The organism is Candidatus Sulfotelmatobacter sp., assembly GCA_035498555.1.
Taxonomy (GTDB): Bacteria; Eisenbacteria; RBG-16-71-46; order RBG-16-71-46; family RBG-16-71-46; genus DATKAB01.
Genome location: DATKAB010000182.1, coordinates 1 through 16770 on the forward strand (window position 1 = coordinate 1; position 16770 = coordinate 16770).

The 16770-nt window shown below is 69.6% G+C and carries 14 protein-coding genes; 4 read left to right on the forward strand and 10 right to left on the reverse strand.

Translation table 11 applies throughout. The annotated features are described in order from the left end of the window. Together VMJ70_14355 and asnB are read right to left on the reverse strand one after the other, a co-directional pair. On the reverse strand, positions 1–354 hold a 354-nt coding region (locus tag VMJ70_14355), incomplete at its 3' end, for a glycosyltransferase family A protein (protein HTO92309.1). Further along, positions 351–2219: an asparagine synthase (glutamine-hydrolyzing) gene (gene asnB / locus VMJ70_14360; GenBank protein HTO92310.1), complete on the reverse strand. Its 1869-nt coding sequence runs from the start codon at positions 2217–2219 to the stop codon at positions 351–353. The genes VMJ70_14355 and asnB, both read right to left, overlap by 4 nt. Positions 2220–2263: 44 nt before the next feature. Here asnB and VMJ70_14365 point away from each other — a divergent pair, with 44 nt between their 5' ends. Beyond that, positions 2264–3628 carry a hypothetical protein gene (locus VMJ70_14365; protein HTO92311.1) on the forward strand — a complete coding sequence of 455 codons (1365 nt, stop codon included), beginning with the start codon at positions 2264–2266 and terminating at the stop codon, positions 3626–3628. 6 nt (positions 3629–3634) lie between these two features. Here the strand turns inward: VMJ70_14365 and VMJ70_14370 are convergent, their stop codons facing one another. Genes VMJ70_14370 through VMJ70_14380 form a run of 3 tightly spaced genes read right to left on the reverse strand, consistent with a single transcriptional unit; the run spans position 3635 to position 6299 of the window. Then, positions 3635–4789, reverse strand: coding sequence for a glycosyltransferase (locus VMJ70_14370; protein HTO92312.1), 1155 nt, complete (start codon positions 4787–4789; stop codon positions 3635–3637). Next, complete coding sequence (locus VMJ70_14375; GenBank protein ID HTO92313.1) at positions 4789–5487, reverse strand: FkbM family methyltransferase; 699 nt, start codon at positions 5485–5487, stop codon at positions 4789–4791. Before VMJ70_14375 ends, VMJ70_14370 begins: the two co-directional genes overlap by 1 nt. Next, a complete protein-coding gene (locus tag VMJ70_14380; protein HTO92314.1) occupies positions 5487–6299 on the reverse strand; it encodes an FkbM family methyltransferase in 813 nt (270 codons plus the stop codon). Before VMJ70_14380 ends, VMJ70_14375 begins: the two co-directional genes overlap by 1 nt. 195 nt (positions 6300–6494) lie before the next feature. Between VMJ70_14380 and VMJ70_14385 the strand changes: the two genes are divergently transcribed. Together VMJ70_14385 and VMJ70_14390 are read left to right on the forward strand one after the other, a co-directional pair. Continuing rightward, a complete protein-coding gene (locus VMJ70_14385; GenBank protein ID HTO92315.1) occupies positions 6495–7463 on the forward strand; it encodes a GDP-L-fucose synthase in 969 nt (322 codons plus the stop codon). Positions 7464–7482: 19 nt separating this feature from the next. Next, the gene (locus VMJ70_14390) at positions 7483–8496 is read left to right on the forward strand and encodes a glycosyltransferase (GenBank protein ID HTO92316.1); all 1014 of its coding nucleotides are present in this window, start codon (positions 7483–7485) and stop codon (positions 8494–8496) included. Positions 8497–8711: 215 nt separating this feature from the next. Here the strand turns inward: VMJ70_14390 and VMJ70_14395 are convergent, their stop codons facing one another. From VMJ70_14395 to VMJ70_14415, 5 genes are all read right to left on the reverse strand, one after another. Continuing rightward, positions 8712–10529, reverse strand: a complete 1818-nt coding sequence (locus VMJ70_14395; protein ID HTO92317.1) for a S8 family serine peptidase — start codon at positions 10527–10529, stop codon at positions 8712–8714. 85 nt (positions 10530–10614) lie between these two features. Then, positions 10615–12012, reverse strand: coding sequence for an undecaprenyl-phosphate glucose phosphotransferase (locus VMJ70_14400; protein ID HTO92318.1), 1398 nt, complete (start codon positions 12010–12012; stop codon positions 10615–10617). Continuing rightward, positions 12012–13652, reverse strand: coding sequence for an SLBB domain-containing protein (locus VMJ70_14405; GenBank protein HTO92319.1), 1641 nt, complete (start codon positions 13650–13652; stop codon positions 12012–12014). The genes VMJ70_14400 and VMJ70_14405 overlap by 1 nt, the downstream gene beginning before the upstream one ends. Then, positions 13649–14695: a dTDP-glucose 4,6-dehydratase gene (gene rfbB / locus VMJ70_14410; GenBank protein HTO92320.1), complete on the reverse strand. Its 1047-nt coding sequence runs from the start codon at positions 14693–14695 to the stop codon at positions 13649–13651. Before rfbB ends, VMJ70_14405 begins: the two co-directional genes overlap by 4 nt. 2 nt (positions 14696–14697) lie before the next feature. Beyond that, positions 14698–16107, reverse strand: coding sequence for a UDP-glucose/GDP-mannose dehydrogenase family protein (locus tag VMJ70_14415; GenBank protein HTO92321.1), 1410 nt, complete (start codon positions 16105–16107; stop codon positions 14698–14700). Between the two features lie 146 nt (positions 16108–16253). On the opposite strand from VMJ70_14415, the gene VMJ70_14420 reads away from it, so the two are divergent. Then, positions 16254–16770, forward strand: a 517-nt coding sequence (locus VMJ70_14420; protein HTO92322.1) for a dTDP-4-dehydrorhamnose 3,5-epimerase family protein, incomplete at its 3' end; no start/stop codon positions are given.

The window sequence follows — 16770 nt, forward strand, 5'->3', positions numbered from 1 at the left end:
CGCCTGCCGCTCGATCCGCTCGGGCGCCGAGAGGTCGTCGGCGTCGTGGCGGGCGAGGAATTCGCCGCGCGCCTCGGCCGCGGCGGCGGCCAGCGCTCCGGCCAGCCCGAGACCGGGCGTCGCGAGCACCTGCGCCGAATCCCTCGAGCGCGCGAACTTCTCGAGCATCGAGCGCGTGCCATCGCGCGAGCCGTCGTCCACCAGCAACCACTCGATCGGCGACCAGGTCTGGCGCGCGAGGCTCTCGAGCGCCGCGCTCAGGTGGCGCTCGCCGTCCCGGCAGGCGAGCAGCACCGAGACCAGCGGGCGGGTCTGCGGAGCCGCCGCGCCTCCGGCGTCCGCCGGGGAGATCACGAGCCCAGCTCCACCGAGAAGTGGCGCGCCCACCACTCGAGCACCGCCAGCGCCCACAGCCGGTAGGGCACGGTATCGCCACCCCGGCGTTCGCGAAACGCGGCGAGCTCGTCGCGAACCACGCCGGGATGTAACAACGGCGCGGTGGCCTGTGGATTTCCGGCCAGCGACTCGAGCCACCCGGAAAGCGGACCGCGGAGCCAGCGCTCGAGCGGCAACTGGAAGCCGCGCTTGGGCGCATGCAGGAGGGGCGCCGGCAACCGGTTCGCCGCGTAGTGACGCAGCAGCGGCTTGGTGCGCCAGGGCTCGGCGCGCCGCGCCGGCACGAGCCGGGCGACGTGCTCGAAGAGCCGGTGATCGAGCAGCGGCGAGCGGTTCTCGAGGCCGTGCGCCATCGAGGCGACGTCGATCTTGACCAGCAGATCGTCGGGCAGGTAGACGCCGCCGTCCCACGCGAACGTCGCGTCCAGCAGGCCCGGTCCCGATGCCCCCGGCCAGGGGGGCGCGGCCGGAGCGCGCTCCGGGCAGGCCCCCGGGACGAGCAGCCGCGCGAGCTCGCCGCTCGAACACACCGAGCCCAGCGCGCGCGCCGCGCCGCCGGCATCGTGTCTCGCCAGCGAGGCCAGCGATTCCCCGGCGGTCGGGCGAGCCCCATAGGCACGGCGCAGCAGCGGCAGCGCGCCCGGCCAGTCGCGGGCCCGATCCGCGCGGCAGGCGAAGCGGTAGCGCGGATAGCCGCCGAACAGCTCGTCGCCGCCATCGCCGTTCACGATCACCTTGACGTGCTGGCGCGCCTCGCGAGCGAGCAGCGCCGTGGTCACCACCGCGCTGTCGCCGAGCGGATCGCCGAAGTGCGCGAGAACGCCGTCGATCTCGCCCGCCAGGTCGGGCTTCAGCTCGAGCTCGGTGTGCTGATCCGACCAGCGCGCCGCGCCCAACCGAGCCAGCGGCCGCTCGTCGGACTCCCCGGCGAACCCCAGCGTATAGGTGCGGATCGGCGACTGACCTCCGCGGCGCAGCGCCTCGAGCACCACGTTCGAGTCGAGGCCGCCGCTCAGGAACACGCCGATCGGGACGTCGCTCACGGTGCGCAGGCGCGCGGACTCGATCAGCTCGCGATCGAACGCCTCGAACCATTCCCGGTCCGCCCGCTGCGCCGGGTCGGGTGCGGGCGGCGACCAGTACCGCACCGGCTCGGCGTCGGGTCGAGCCGCGCTCAGCTCGACCCAGCTCGCCGGGGGCAGCCGCTTCACGCCCTCGATCAGCGTGTCGGGCGTGGGCACGTACAGGAAACGCAGCCAGCTCGGCAGCGAGGCGCGATCGAGGCGCGCGCGCACGAACGGCAGCCGCAGCAACGCGGTGGCCTCGCTCGCGAACGCCACGAATTCGGGAGTGCGCGCGATCAGCAACGGCTTCTTGCCGAGCCGGTCGCGCGCCAGCAACAGGGTTTCGCGCTCGCGGTCCCAGAGCGCGAACGCCCACATGCCGCGCAGATCGTCGAACGCCCGGGGTCCGTCGCGCGCCAGACGTTCGAGCAACACCTCGGTGTCGGAGCGGCTGCGCAGCGTGACGCCCCGCGCGGTCAGCTTCTCCGCCAGGTCGCGGTAGTTGTAGATCTCGCCGTTCTGCACGATGACGTGGCGATCGTCGGCCGAGCGCATCGGCTGGTCGCCGCCGCTCCCCAGATCGATGATCGCCAGCCGGGTGTGAGCCAGCAGCACGCGGCCTTCGGCGAACAGGGCGTGGCCATCCGGGCCGCGATGGCGAAGCGCATCGAGCAGCAGCGGTCCCCACGCCGGATCGGGCGGACGGTCCGTCAGTCCGAGAACACCGGCGATGCCGCACACGGCGAGCGAATATACCATGCGCGATTGACACTCGACGGATCGCTCGCCGAGACTGCGCCACCATGCAGCCGAGCCGCCTCGAGGTGTGGACGGCGCGAGCGCAACGCGTGGCGTACGGCGGCGCCGCGAACGTTGTCGGCGCGCTCGGTGGCGCGATCCGCAACAAGATCCTCGCCACCGCGCTCCAGACCAGCGGCATGGGCGTGGTCGCGCAGATCCAGACCAGCCAGATCTGGCTGGGTTTGCTGACCAGCCTGGGTTTCAGCATTCCGGTCACGCAGCAGATCGGCGCGGCGCTGGCGCAGCACGACGATCCGGCGATCCGGCGCATCGTGTGGACGGCGCTCAGCGCGATCGCCGCGGCGATCGCGGTGGTGTCGATCGCGGGGCTCCTGTTCGCGCGACCGTGGAGCGAGCTGCTGCTCGGCCCGGGGGCGGATCCCTGGCTGTTCCGCCTCTCGCTGATCGCGGTCGCGGGCCTCGCCGTCCAGGGCATCGTGCAGGGCGTCTTTGCCGGGCGCTCGGACGTGCGCGCGCCGCTCACCTACGCGATCATCGGGAACCTGGTGGTGATCACCTGCGCCGCCACGCTGGTCGGCCCGCTCGGACTGCGTGGCGCGGTGGTGGCGATCGCCGCCTTCTTTCCGTTCGGCATCCTCGGCACGCTGGCCATCCACCGCCGCGAATACCGAAGCTCGTTCCTCCCACCGCCGGTCCCGAAGTTCGACGCGCCCACCGCGCGCGCCATGCTCAAGGTGGCGATCGCGGCACTGGTCATGTCCCTGCTGGATCAGGGCACGTTGCTGGCGGTGCGCACGCACTACGCGCGCACCCAGGGCTTCGCCGCCAACGGGCTTCTCCAGGCGGCGTTCGCGCTCACCCAGCAGACCGGCGCGGTGTTCTACGCCTACCTCGGCAGCTACGCGTTCGGCAAGATCAGCGGCGCGCGCGGCACCGAGGGCATCCGCGCCTACGTGCAGAAGCAATGGGCCGCGCTGATGACGGTGGCGGCGGTCAGCTTTGCGGCGGTGATGCTGCTCTCCCGACCGCTCCTGCACCTGGTGTTCTCGGAGAAATTCGACGCGGCTCGTCCGATGATGGCATGGATGCTGTTCGGTGAGTTCGCGCGAGTCGGCATGCAGTCGTGGATCTTCGGCGCACTGCCGCTCGGCGGACTTCGCCTGTACGTGCCGCTCGGCCTCTCCTACACGCTTGGCATCGCCGGCGGCTACGCGATCGCGCTGGCGTTGCATCTCGGCCCGATGAGCGTGGCGTTCGCCTACGCCTTCGCGGGCATCGTGGCGCTGGGCGTCTCGGCGGTGGTGATGACGGCGCGGCGCGTGCCGCTGACGCTGCGCGGGACGCTCGTGCTGCTGGCCGGGCTCGGCGGGCTCGCCGCCATGGCCTGGCTGCTCACCCGGCGCTGATCGCGGTCAGTCGCCGCGGATGACGCGGCGCGAGGCGAGCTCGGCGAACAGCGTGAGATAGCGCCGCTGCCAGGTGTGATCGCGCATCGCCCGCTGGTGGCCGGCGCGCCGCACTCGCTCCCGCTCGGCGTCGTGGACGAGATACCAGCGCGCCTGCTCGACCAGCTCGGCCGGCGAGTGATAGCAGACGATCTCGCGCCCCACCTCGTAGTGCATCGCCATCTCGTCCATCCAGCCGGTCATGTAGAACGCGCCCGCCATGGTCGCCTCGAACTCGCGCAGGCGGACCTGTCGCTGCGGGAAGAGCCCGCGGTGGGTGTCGCCGACGATCGTGAACCCCAGACTGATGCGGCTCGAGCTGTAGAGCCGCACGTACTCGTCGTCGGACACCGGCCCGTGCAGATGGCTCGCATGCCGTTGCTGCAGCCGCCGCCAGTCGAGGGTATCGCGAGCCGCGCGCAGCGGGCTTCGGCCCCGCGCGAGCAACGCCAGCGAGCGCTGCAGCGCGTTGCCGCCCTGCGGCGCTTCGCCGCCCGCTTCGGGCGCTCCCGGGCGCCAGCTCTGACCGAACGCATCGGTGGCGACACCGGCTTCGAGCAGCGTCAGGACCAGGCTGCCGCGATCGGCATATCGCTGGCCGGCGAACGAGCAGTCGTAGACCATCGGCGTCTCGATCGGATGGTAGTAGGTGGGATTGGCGGCCATCGGCCAGAACAGCGGCCGGGCGCCGGCGCGCCGGTACTTGGCGAGCGCCGCGTGCTCGGGCACCAGGCAGAAGTCGTAGTGACGCGAGGTGCGTTCCACCAGGTGGAACTGGTGCACGTTGTTGCAGAAGAAGTTGAGGATCGGCGCGATCTTTCCGCGAACGCCGTCGATCACCGCCGGCTCGAGATGGCTGTCGCTCAGGTAGGTGAGCACCAGGTCGAGCCTGCCGGCGGCATTCGCGGCTTCGACCGCGCCGAGAAACGCGTCGCCGAAGCGCTGGCGCCGCGGCGCGCACTCGGGGCTGCGAGGATCGACGTCGAACAGCGGCTGAATGCCGCCGTCCCACAGCACGACGTCGTGGCCCAGATCCACCAGCGGGTCGTAGAGATTCCACTTCCAGAGATTCGAGGCGAAGGTCGGATTGGGGCTGCTCGCGAGTGCGAGGAAGATGCGCATCAGCGAAGCCCGTGGGCGTCGATTGCGGTCCCGTCGCCGGCGGCCGCACGCCGGCGCCAGCTCTCCCATACGAACTCGTACTGCCATTCGAGCTGGTGCGTGGCGCGCAATCGATCGTGAATCGCCCGCATCCGGCGCACGGCGTGCGGCACGAAATCATGAAACTGGATCTGAAAGTAGTGGACGCGCGACACGAGGCCGGTCTCGATCATGTGCTCGAGCAGCTCGTACTCGCCGCCCTCAATGTTGATCTTCATGAGATCCACACGCGTGAGATGGAGCTCGGCGAACACCTCCGCCGCCGCGCGCAGCGTCACCCGAATCGGCCCGCCACCGCGGCGTAGCGCCGACGATCCATCGCCGGCCACGACGAACTCCGTCTCGCGCGTCCGACCGGCGAGACCGAAGGCGTGAACGGTGGCCCGCCGGCCCGCCAGCCGCGCTTCGATGGCCCGCGCGAAGAGCGGCACGGGTTCGAACACGTGGACGGAACAGTCGAAGGCTGCGAGCGCGCGCTCGGCCCAGCGACCGTCGAATCCGCCGGCGTCCACCACCACGGCTCCGGCCGGCAGCGAGTAGTCGAATCGATGGCCGAGATCGCCGCGGTCAGCCTGCCAGCGGCGATGGCCGCGCTCGGCGGGGGTGAGCCAGAACGCGCGGCGGATGCGGCGCAAGCCGCGCCGCAGCAGGGTCTCCATCAAGCCCGTCCGCCGGCGCCCGAAGCAGTCTGAGCGCGGGCGTAGACGTCGCCGAACACCCGGGTGTCGCCGCGCAGCGCGAGCAGGCACGCGCGCAACTCGGAGCCGGCCAGCCAGTCGGCGCGCTCGAGCCGCATGCTCTCGCCCAGCGAGTAATTGAACTGCCGCATGCCCAGCGATTCGAGGTGCGCGACGCAGGCGAAGGTCGATTCGAGCCATTCCGGCGTGAACTCGAACGAGAGCGCGGGGACGGACGCGGACAGCCCTTCGAGCACCTCACGCTCGAAGCCTTCGACGTCGATCTTGATGAACCGTGGACGGCCGACGCGCTGGATCAGCCGATCGAGCGTGGTGACCGGGACCGTGACGCTGCGGTCCCAGTGGTATTGCGTGAACCGCCCGCTGCCCCTGACCGCGGCGATCCAGCCTTCCGACATTGAGGAGATGGTGCTCGCGTCGCTCAATCTCATTTCGGCCGCGCCGGGCTCGCGCCCGAGCGCCTCGCGTACGATGGTGACGCGTGGCTCCCGCGCGAACGCCCGCGCCAGCAGATCGGCGCACGCCGGCTGCGGCTCGACGGCGACCACCCGCGCCTCCAGCCGCAGGAAGACCTTGGTTCGGCTGCCGACGTTGGCGCCGACGTCGAACACCAGGTCCCCGGCGCGCACGAAGCCGGCGTAGAAGGCGCGCATCGCCTCGTCGTCCGAGGTCCACGCTCGGGTCGCGCGAAGCTGTCGCTGACGTTCGATCCAGCGGCCGGCCGGGCCGCGGTGAAATGCGAGCCTCGCGCCGCGCACCATCCGGCGAAGCAACGACGGGTTGTCGATCGTGGTTGGCGTCAGGTGAGGGCCCCTGCATGACGCGCAGGCGTCGCGCCGCGCGAGCGCGGGATCGTGGGCCAGGGTCCGGGAGTGGTCAAGCGCGAGGTCCTTGACCGGCCCCACCCCCTGCTCTAGCGTCGCCGCAGGCTCGACGCCGGCTTCGCACGTCCAACAGGAGTGCATTCCATGCGGGTGGGAACCGACGCGCGCATCGTGGTCACCGGCGGCACCGGTTTTCTCGGACGCCACCTGATGCACGCGCTCGATCAGCACGGTTATCGCGACACGATCGGGCTCGGCTCCGAAGACTACGACCTCACTCACGAGAGCGAGGTCATGCGCATGCTCGAGACGCTGCGACCCGACGGCGTCATTCACCTCGCCGCGGTGGTCGGTGGGATCGGCGCCAATCGCGCACATCCCGGGAGCTTCTTCTACAAGAATCTCATGCTCGGCACCTTGCTGATGGAGCACGCGCGCCGCGTGGGCGTGAAGCGCATGCTGAGCGTCGGTACGATCTGCTCGTATCCCAAACACACGCCGGTCCCGTTTCGCGAGGCGACGTTGTGGGACGGATATCCGGAAGAGACCAACGCGCCGTACGGCCTGGCCAAGAAGATGCTGCTGGTGCAGTCGGCCGCCTACCGGCAGGAGTTCGGATTCGACGCGTCGAACCTGCTACCGGTGAATCTCTACGGCCCGGGTGACAATTTCGATCCCGAGAGCTCGCACGTCATTCCGGCGCTGATTCGCAAGTGCCTCGAAGCCATCGACGCGGGAGCGGATCGAGTCGAGGTGTGGGGCACCGGCAAGGCGACGCGGGAATTCCTCTACGTCGAAGACGCCGCGGAGGGTGTGGTGCGGGCCTTCGAGCGTCTGGCGGGCAGCGAACCCATCAACCTGGGCGCCGGCCTCGAGATCTCGATTCGCGATCTCGCCACGCTGATCGCGAAGCAGTGCGGATTCAAGGGCGAGATCGTTTGGGACGCGACCAAACCCGACGGCCAGCCGCGGCGCTGCCTCGACACCGCGCGGGCCCGCGAACTGCTCGGCTGGGAGGCGACCACGCCGTTCGAGGAAGGCCTGCGCCGCACCATCGCCTGGTATCGCGCCACGCGCGAGGCGAAGACCTCGGTGGGCTCCGGCCATCACTGAGGCGCTCGGCGGGAAGCGCGTGGCGACCCGGCCGCGCCAGCCCGACGAGCAGGCGCCGCGATTCTCGGTGATCGTGCCCTCGATCGGGCGAGAAGCCGGTCTGAGTCTGCTGCTCGATTCGCTGGACGCGCAGAGCCTCCCCCGCGACCAGTTCGAGATCCTGGTGGCGATGACTTCGGGCGCGATGTCCGAGGCGATCGGGGCGCGACTCGAGTCGTCGGGCGCGACCGCGGTCCTGCTGGCCGAGGCGAGGGGGCCGGGCTCGGCCCGCAATCAGGCGGCGCGGCGAGCGCGCGGCGAGATCCTGGCATTCACTGAAGACGACTGCGTGGTGGATCGCGACTGGCTGGCGCACGCCGCGCGCCGTTTCGATGAGGAGCCCGGGCTCGATGCGCTCGACGGCTGGACCGAGAAGCCCGGTCATCGCCCGGTGCGGCGCCGGCCGACGAGCGACCCCCTGTATCTCCCGACGAACCTGTTCGTGAAGCGCGCGGTGTTCGCGCGGGCCGGCGGCTATGGCGAGTGCTTCTTCGAAGCGCACGGGGGCATCTACTTTCGCGAAGACTCGGACTTCGGCTTCGCGCTTGAAGAATCGGGCGCGCGCGTGGCGCGCGACAAGACCGTGATCGTGCTTCATCCCGACGAGCACACGCGTTTCATGGACCCGCTTCGCTGGGCGCGCCGATATGTGATGGACCCGTTGCTCGAGCGCCGGCACCCGCGGCTGTTTCGAGAGCGCATCGAAGTGATGCATCTCGGCCCGCTGCGGATTCGCCGCCCGTTCGTGCGCGCCTGCGCGCTGTACGTGGCGGGGCTCGGGTTGACGGTCGTCGGCATGGCGTCTCACCGGCCGGCGGTGACGATCGCGGGCGTCCTCGCGACCGCGGCCGGGCTGCTCGTGGTCTGGGCGAAGTGGAGCTTCGATCTTCGCCGCCTGCCGGTGGTGCCGATCGTGCCGTTCGTGCTGCTCGGTTCGCTCGCGCAGGGTCAGCGACGAGCGGCGAGGATCGTGGCAGGGGCGGCGAAGCGCTAGGCCTGCCGGCCCCGCACCGGATGGCTCTCGACATGCGCGGCTGCTAGCCGCTGGCGGCGCGCGACCGGGTTGCCGCTTGTCGCCTGCCATTCATGAAGACGGCGCCCAGCCGCGGCGACTGTCGATTTCTCTACATGCTCTAGAGCATGTTGACAATCGGCCATCGGCAACTCGGGCGCGATCTCGGCGGCCGGTTAGGTGGAGCCGGCGGCGCGCTACGGCAACACGACCACGCGCGCCGAGGTGACGCGCCGCTCTCCTCCGCCGTCGCTCGCAAGCCGCAGCCAGTAGATGCCGGCAGGCAGCTTCACCCCGTCGCCATCTTCGCCGCGCCACTCGACGCTCTGCTCGCCCGAGGCCGGACCGGAATAGAGCCGCGAACGCGCGCGCCCCGCGAGGTCCAAGAGGTCGAGCGAAATCCTGTCACCGGCTGGCGCCGAAAAACGGATCCGCCCGGACGCCCCAAAGCGCAACGGATTCGGCCCGACGCTGAGGTTGAGGCCGCTCACGCGTGCCGGGGGCGGCCCGACCGCGGCCGGTGGCGACCAGGCGTTGGCGGCGAGCCCCTGAACCAGGCCCCAGCCGATGGTGTTGTCGGGACTCGAGTGATTGAGCGCGGTGGCGCGCAGCGCGTCACGCACGTTGACCGGCGTCCAGGTCGGATGAGACTCGAGCAGCAGCGCCACCAGTCCCGCCGTCAGCGGCGTCGAGAACGAAGTGCCGCTGGCGTGCCAGTACGAGGAGCTCGAGCTGGTCGAGATCAGGTAGTCCGAGACTCCCAGCGCGGTGACGTCGGGCTTGGTGCGCCCGTCGGACGTGGGTCCACGCGACGAGAAATTCGCGACCACGTTGAACGAATCCACCGCGCCCGAGGTGACGATCGAATCGGCGTCACCCGGCGCGATGATGTAGAACCAGGAGTTCGCCCCCTCGTTCCCCGCGGCGTTCACCACCGTGATTCCGCGCCGCGTGGCTTCGACCGCCGCCAGCGTCACCACGGTGGTGCGCCCGTTCATGTCGGCGTAGGTGTACGACGGATACGGCGAGTCGAACTGGTTGTAGCCGAGACTCGAGGAAATCACGTCGGCGCCCAGGCTGTCGGCCCACTCCGCCCCGAATTGCCAGTAGTCCATCTCGGAGGGCGTCTCGGTCGAGATGCGCTCGGTCTTGGCCAGCACGAAGCTGGCGCCGAACGCGCCACCCACATAGACACCCGGGAGATTTCCGCCCAGGCAGCCGAGCGTGGCCGTCCCATGGACGTTGGCGCCCGGCTCGTCCTGCCCGGCCTGGTCGTCCACGATCGAATCGCCGTCCACGAAGTCGTGGGTCACCAGGACATGGAGGCCGGCGTACGCCTGATGGGTGGTGCGAAATCCCGAATCGAGCATGCACACGAGCACGCCCGCGCCCGAGAGTCCGAGAGCGTGGAGCTGCGGCACCTGCATCATCGAGAGCTGCTTGAAGCACGGGCCATAGAACGCGGTGTCGCCCGGCGACAGCTGCACGGACGCCGGATGTGCGCTCGACGGCGAAATCTCGCTCGACGGCGGCGCCAACGACGGCTGCGGCGTTGGTTCGAGAATCGGCGCCGGCGGATACCCGACCGGCACCTTCTCCACGCGGGCGACGAACGGCCAGGTCGAGAGCTCGAGGGCGAGCCGCGCCGGCACCTCGACGCTGGCGGCGTTGAGCCAGCGGCTGGTGCCACGCAGCTTCGCGCCGCGCTGAATGAGCGCGCGGACGTAGGCGCCGTGAACCGGCAGATCCGAGGTCAGCACGTCGGTCACCAGACCGCGGCGACGGCGCCGGTCGAGCGAGCGCGGTGTCAGCGCGGCGCGCGCGTGCGCGAACGCCAGCGGGTCGCGCTCATCGCCGCCGCGATCGGTGAAATAGACCCAGACCGGAAGGACGGCGTCGGGCGTCGCACGGATCACGCGATCGAGCGCGGGGCCGATGTTGGGACGAGATTGCGCGGCGGCCGCGGCGGGAAGCAGGGCCAGGAGCAGGATCCACCCTGCGGGATGCCGGATCATGGGGCGGTGTCGAGTTCCGTTCGCGGGTCGGAGAAGCGCCGCCGGGGGTCGAGACGGCTCTGAAAGCGTATCACGAAGCCGGCGCTCAGTGCGCGCTGGCGTCGCGGAACACGCGCCCAAGCGTGCGCAGCAGAATCGCCACGTCGAAGCCCAGCGACCAGTGGCGGATGTAATAGAGATCGTATTCGATCCGCTGGTCGAGCGGCGTGTCGCCGCGCAGGCCGTTCACCTGCGCCCAGCCGGTGATGCCGGCCTTGACGTGATGGCGCAGCATGTAGCGCGGAATCGCGGTACGGAACTGCTCCACGTACATCGGGCGCTCGGGACGGGGACCGACCAGGCTCATCTCCCCGATTAGTACGTTCCAGAGCTGCGGCAGCTCGTCGAACGAGAGCTTCCGCAGAGTTTCCCCCGCGCCGGTGCGGCGCGGATCACCGGGCCGCGTCCAGCCCGGCCCCGAGGATTCGGCGTCCATTCGCATGGTGCGGAACTTCCACATGCGGAAGCGCCGGCCGTTGAAGCCGACGCGTTCCTGCCCGTAGAACACCGGCCCCGGCGAGTCGAGCTTCACCCAGATCGCCACCGCCAGCATCAGCGGCGACAGGAGCACCAGTCCGAGCGCCGAGCAGACGATGTCGAACCCGCGCTTCAGGACGCCGTTCCAGCCCTGATCGGGCGTTTCGGTCACCCGCACCACCGGCATGCCGTCGAAGTCCTCGACCGCCGCGTTGAGCGTGAACGCTCGCGCGAGATCCGGCACCAACCGCACCGCGGCGGTGGAATCGCTGAGCTGGTCGAGCGCCGCCTCTTCCTCGCGCCACTCCGATCGCGCCAGCGCCAGGTAGACGAGATCGATGCCGCGCGTCTCGACCAGCGAGCGCAGTTCGCCGATCGAGCCGACCACCGGCAGGCCCATCAGCAACGCCCCCGCGCCCGGTGGCTGCGGCGCCACCAGACCGGCCACCGCCAGACCGTAGTCGGGGTGGCCGAGCACTTTTCGCGCGAACGCCTGCGCCGGCTCGCCGGTGCCGACGATCAGCACGTGGCGCAGGTTGCGCCCGGCGCGCCGCATCGCGCGCAGGATGATGCGAATCACCACGCGACTGCTCAGCAGCAGCAGCGCCATCAACACGCCGAAGATCGCCACCAGCCCGCGCGACAGCTCGCCGTGGGTGAAGAACGAGGCGAGGCCCGCCATCGCCACCACCGCGATCGTGCCCTTCAGCAGCGCGAACAGCTCCTCGCCGAGGCGCGCAGTGCGCGACGAGCGGTAGATGCGCAGCGAGCGCAGCACCAGCAGCGCGAGCGGCACCATCACCGCGCCAAACCACAGGTAGAGCGAGAGCGGCGGCACGCCGAGCGGCGCCGGGATGCCGAGGGCCACGAACCGCAGCCAGTACGAGGCCAGCCACGCCGCCGCGATCAGCACCCCGTCGAGCAGGAAGAGCGCGGTGACGAACAGCTGGGAGTGGCGAGACAGCATTAGTAGTGTCTGACGGCGATGACGATGGTCGCGACCTGGGCGCCAACCGCGATCAGCACGGCGAGTTGGTCCCAGATCGTGCGGTCGGAGCGTTCGGGGACGTAGATCATGTCGCCTGGATTGATGTCGTTCACCTGGGTGACGTGAATGGTCTGTCCGTTCACCGTCCGCGTGACCAGGATCTTGCCGCTGCTGGCGCGATCCGTGAACCCACCGGCGTTGTCGATGTACTTGTAGATCGGCTGTCCCGGCCGGTATTGCACCAGGCCGGGCTGGCGCACCTGGCCGTCGACGCGCACCGAGAGATTGAGCGGATCCACGCGCACCAGATCGTCGCGAAGCAGGAGGATGTCGTTCTCGGGATTCTTCTGCACCGTGGTCCAGTCGACGCGGTAGTCCTCGCGCAGCAGCGAAAGCTGGGTGCGCAGAGCGTCGTATTCCGAGTTCGTCATCTGGCTGCGGGCCATGGTGGCCAGGCGCTCGAATTCGGGATCGGGTCGCGTGTCGGGTCGAACCGATCCGGGGCGCGCGCGAAAGACGTGCAGCGAGCGCTGGTCCGCGCGGTCGCCGAAGCCGCCGGCGAGCCGGATGAGGTCGCTGAGCCGCGTCACCCCGGGATGCAACGGATAGACGCCAGGGACCTTGACCTCGCCGAGGATGGTGGCCACCTCGAGCCGGTGATATTCGGGCAGGAAATAGACGAACAACGCGTCGCCGTCGCGCAACGGCGGATTGACGGCGCCGCTGGCGATGGCGTCCAGGCTGACCCACGACGACTCACGCGTCGTCGGCGAAGTCCAGCGCACGAACATCGCGCTGTCGGGCCGTGCCGAATCCAGTGCGCCGCCTCCGAGCGCGAGCAGCGTGCGCAGGCTGTCGGCCGGGCCCATCTCGATCCGCGCCGGCCGGGCCACTGCGCCGGTGACTTCGACGAATGCGCGTTCGGTACCGACCTGCAGCACGTCGTCGTCGCGCACCAGCGGATTAAGCGAGGAGTCGCCGATTCGAACGAAGCGCCCCAGGTCCGCGGTCTCGACGGTGCCGTCGCGATGCTGAACGCGCACATTGCGATGCGAACCGTTCACCGCGATCAACCGGTTGGCTTCGAGCGCATCGCTGATTCGCGCGGTGGCGGGCAGCTCGACCGGCGCGGCGCTGGTGACCATGCCGGTGGGATAGACCCGCAGCATGCGAACGCGCGTCAGCTGGATGTCGAGCTGCAGTTCGCGCCGCGAGCCACCGCCGATCTGCTGGCGAATCGCGTCACGCGCCTTCTCGAGCGTCAGGCCACCCACCCTGACGGTGCCGTAGCCGCGCATGAACACCGTGCCTTCGGGGCCGACCACCATCGTCAGGGTCTGCGACAGCGCGCCCTCGACGTGCACTTCCATCACGTCGCCCGGACCCACGATATAGGTGGCGGCATCCACCGGGCTCGAGATCTCGGCAATGGGCTTCGATTCGGGCTTCTGCAGCTCTTCGAGCGGATTGGCGGTCCCGGCGGGAAGCTCATTGGGATCCATGCCTCCGGGAAGGGCGGGCATTGTGCCCGCGGCATTCGCAGCACCCGCCAGCGCCGAGAGCAGCAGTGCGAGCGAGAACGCGAACGCACCCGCAGGGCGAGGCGGGCGAACCCTCACGAGCGCACCTCCTTCAGCACCCGGCGCTGGCCGTACATGCGCTCGTAGTACTCGCGGAATTCGCCGGCCTTGATCGGACGCCACCACGATTCGTGGTCGCGATACCACTCCACCGTCTGCCGGATGCCGTCGGCGAAGGCGATGCGGGGCTTCCAGCCGGTGAGGCGGGCGAGCTTAGAGCAATCGAGCGCGTAGCGGCGATCGTGCCCGGGCCGATCCTCGACGTGGCGGATGAGAGACTTCGGCTTGCCGAGCAGCTCGAGCAGGGTGCCGGTGATGCTCAGCACGTCCAGCTCTTCTCCGCCCCCGATGTTGAAGGTCTCGCCTTCGACCCCTTCGTGGAGCAGCAGGGTCACGAGCGCCGCGCAGTGGTCGTCCACGTGCAGCCAGTCGCGGCGATTGAGTCCGGTGCCGTAGACCGGCAGCGGCCGATCCTCGAGCGCGTTGGTCACGAACAGCGGCACCAGCTTCTCGGGATACTGGCGCGGGCCGTAGTTGTTGGAACAGCGCGTCACCACCACCGGCAGCCCGTAGGTGGCGTGGTACGCGTAGGCGAGCCGATCGCCACCGGCCTTGCTTGCGGCGTACGGACTGCGTGGCTGCAACGGCCAGCTCTCGGACGCCGCCCCCTCCATCACCTCGCCGTACACCTCGTCGGTCGAGACCTGGATGAACCGCCGGACGCCGGCGCGGCGCGCCTCTTCGGCCAGTACGAACACGCCGTAGACGTCGGTCTGGATGAATTCGCCCGGCCGCTCGATCGAGCGATCGACGTGCGATTCGGCGGCGAAGTTGATCACGTACTCGCAGTCCTTCATGGCATCCGCCACTGATGCGGGATCGCGAATGTCGCCGTGGACGAATCGAAGTTGCGATGCGGGCAGGCCATCGAGATTCTCACGGCGCCCGGCGTAGGTGAGCGCGTCCAGCACCACGAGACGCGCGCGCGGATGGCGCTCGAGCACGTAGTGCACGAAATTGGAGCCGATGAACCCGGCGCCGCCCGTGACCAGCAACCGCGCGCCGTCGAGCGAGGCGGGCATGCTCAACCGGCCTTGCGGCGCGGGGGCACCCGCCCAGGGCGGGTCTGGCGGGCGGCCGCGCTCGAGGCGGCGCGACGCGCGCGACGCGCGACCCGCTCCGGCCTTCCGCGCCCCACGCCCACGTGGGTCCAGCCCATCGCTTCGACCTCGCCCGGCTCGTAGATGTTGCGAAGATCGCAGAGCACGGGCCGCTTCATCAGCCGCTTGAGTCGCGACAGATCGAGGCCGCGGAATTCATTCCATTCGGTGACCACGGCCAGCGCATGCGCGCCCTCCGCGCAGGAGTACGCGTCATCGCACATGTCGACATCGCGCAGCGCCGGCAGTCCGACCGCCTTGTCGGCCGCAACCGGATCGAACGCGCGCACGTGCACGCCGCGCTTCTTCAAGCCCGCAATGATCGTGAGCGCAGGCGCCTCACGCAGGTCGTCGGTGTTGGGCTTGAACGAGAGCCCCAGCACCGCCACGGTCTTGCCGCGGGGCGAGCCGATCGCCGCGCAGATCTTCTCGACCATCAACCGCATCTGGTGCCGGTTGGCTTCGATCACCGCGTCGACGATCCCCGAGCGCACCCCGTTCTCGCGCGCGAACGCCGACAACGCGTGGGTATCCTTGGGGAAGCACGAGCCGCCGTAACCGGGTCCGGCGTGCAGGAATTTCGGGCCGATGCGGCGGTCCATGCCGATGCCCTTCGCCACCATCTGCACGTCGGCGCCCAGCGCTTCGCACAGGTTGGCCATCTCGTTGATGAACGAAATCTTGGTGGCCAGGAAGCAGTTGGCGGCGTACTTGATCAGCTCGGCGGTCTCGAGCCCGGTGACCACCATCGGCGTCTCGATCAGGAACAGCGGGTCGTGGATCTTCCGCAGGATCTCCTCGGCGCGCCTGGACTCGGCGCCGATCACGACCCGATCGGGACGCATGAAGGTCTCGATCGCCGAACCCTCGCGCAGGAATTCGGGATTGGAGGCGACGTCGAATTCGGCGCCGCGCTTGGCCCACCTGCGCATCCAGCCATGGAGATCGCGCGCGGTGCCGACCGGCGCCGTGCTCTTCTGCACCACCAGCGTGTAGTCATCGAGGTTCTGGGCGACGGTCTTGGCCACCGCGTAGATGGCGCTGGTGTCGGCGCTGCCGTCGGCGCGCGGCGGAGTGCCGACGGTGATGAACACGACGCGACTGCCCTTCAGTGTGGACTTGAGATCGCCCGAGAATCGCAGGCGGCCTTCGCCGATGTTTCTCGACACCATCTCGGGCAGACCGGGCTCGAAGAACGGGAGCTGTCCCGCTTTCAGCCGCTCGATCTTGCCGCCGTCGGAGTCCACGCACGTGACGCCATGGCCAAAATCCGCCAGACAGGCACCGGTCACCAGACCCACGTAGCCGGTGCCCACCACGGTGATGTTGAACAAGCGGAGTTCCTTTCGCTATTGTCGCGGCCCGATTCGTCGCGCGGGGCGCGCGGCCGCGGCTGCCATGGACCTGCGGGGCGCAGTCGGCCCGGCAGGTTAGGGGTTCGAGCGGTGGCCGGTCAAACCTGGAGGAGCCGGTACCGCACATGAATGCCACCGAAGTCAGCGCCAGCTGGCTCAAGGGTCTGAAGTTCGCGATCCAGCCGCCGGGCAGGGCCACCATCGACGGCGTGATGGTGCGCGACCTGGTCGTGAATCTCGACGGTCGCGGCGAGGTCACCGAGTTGTGGAGCGCGCCGTGGATGGCGCAGGGCCTGGTGCGCCCCGAGCACGCCTACCAGAGCGCGACCGACGCCGGCGTGGTCAAGTGCTGGCACCTGCACCAGGTGCACACGGATCACTTCACCGTCACGCGCGGCAAGCTGCAGGTGAGCGTCGCCGACGTGCGCACCGAGTCGCCCACGTTCCGGCACGTGAACACGTTCTTCCTCGGCAGCCTGCGGCCGCGGCTGATCAAGATCCCGCCGCGGCTCATGCACGGCTGGAAGGCGCTCACTGCGCCCGAGGTCCTGGTCGTCAATTGCCAGAGCCACCTCTACGACGCGGCCGACGAGTTCAAGTTCCGGTGGGACTGCGTGCTCTCGAACGTCTGGGAGCCCTTGA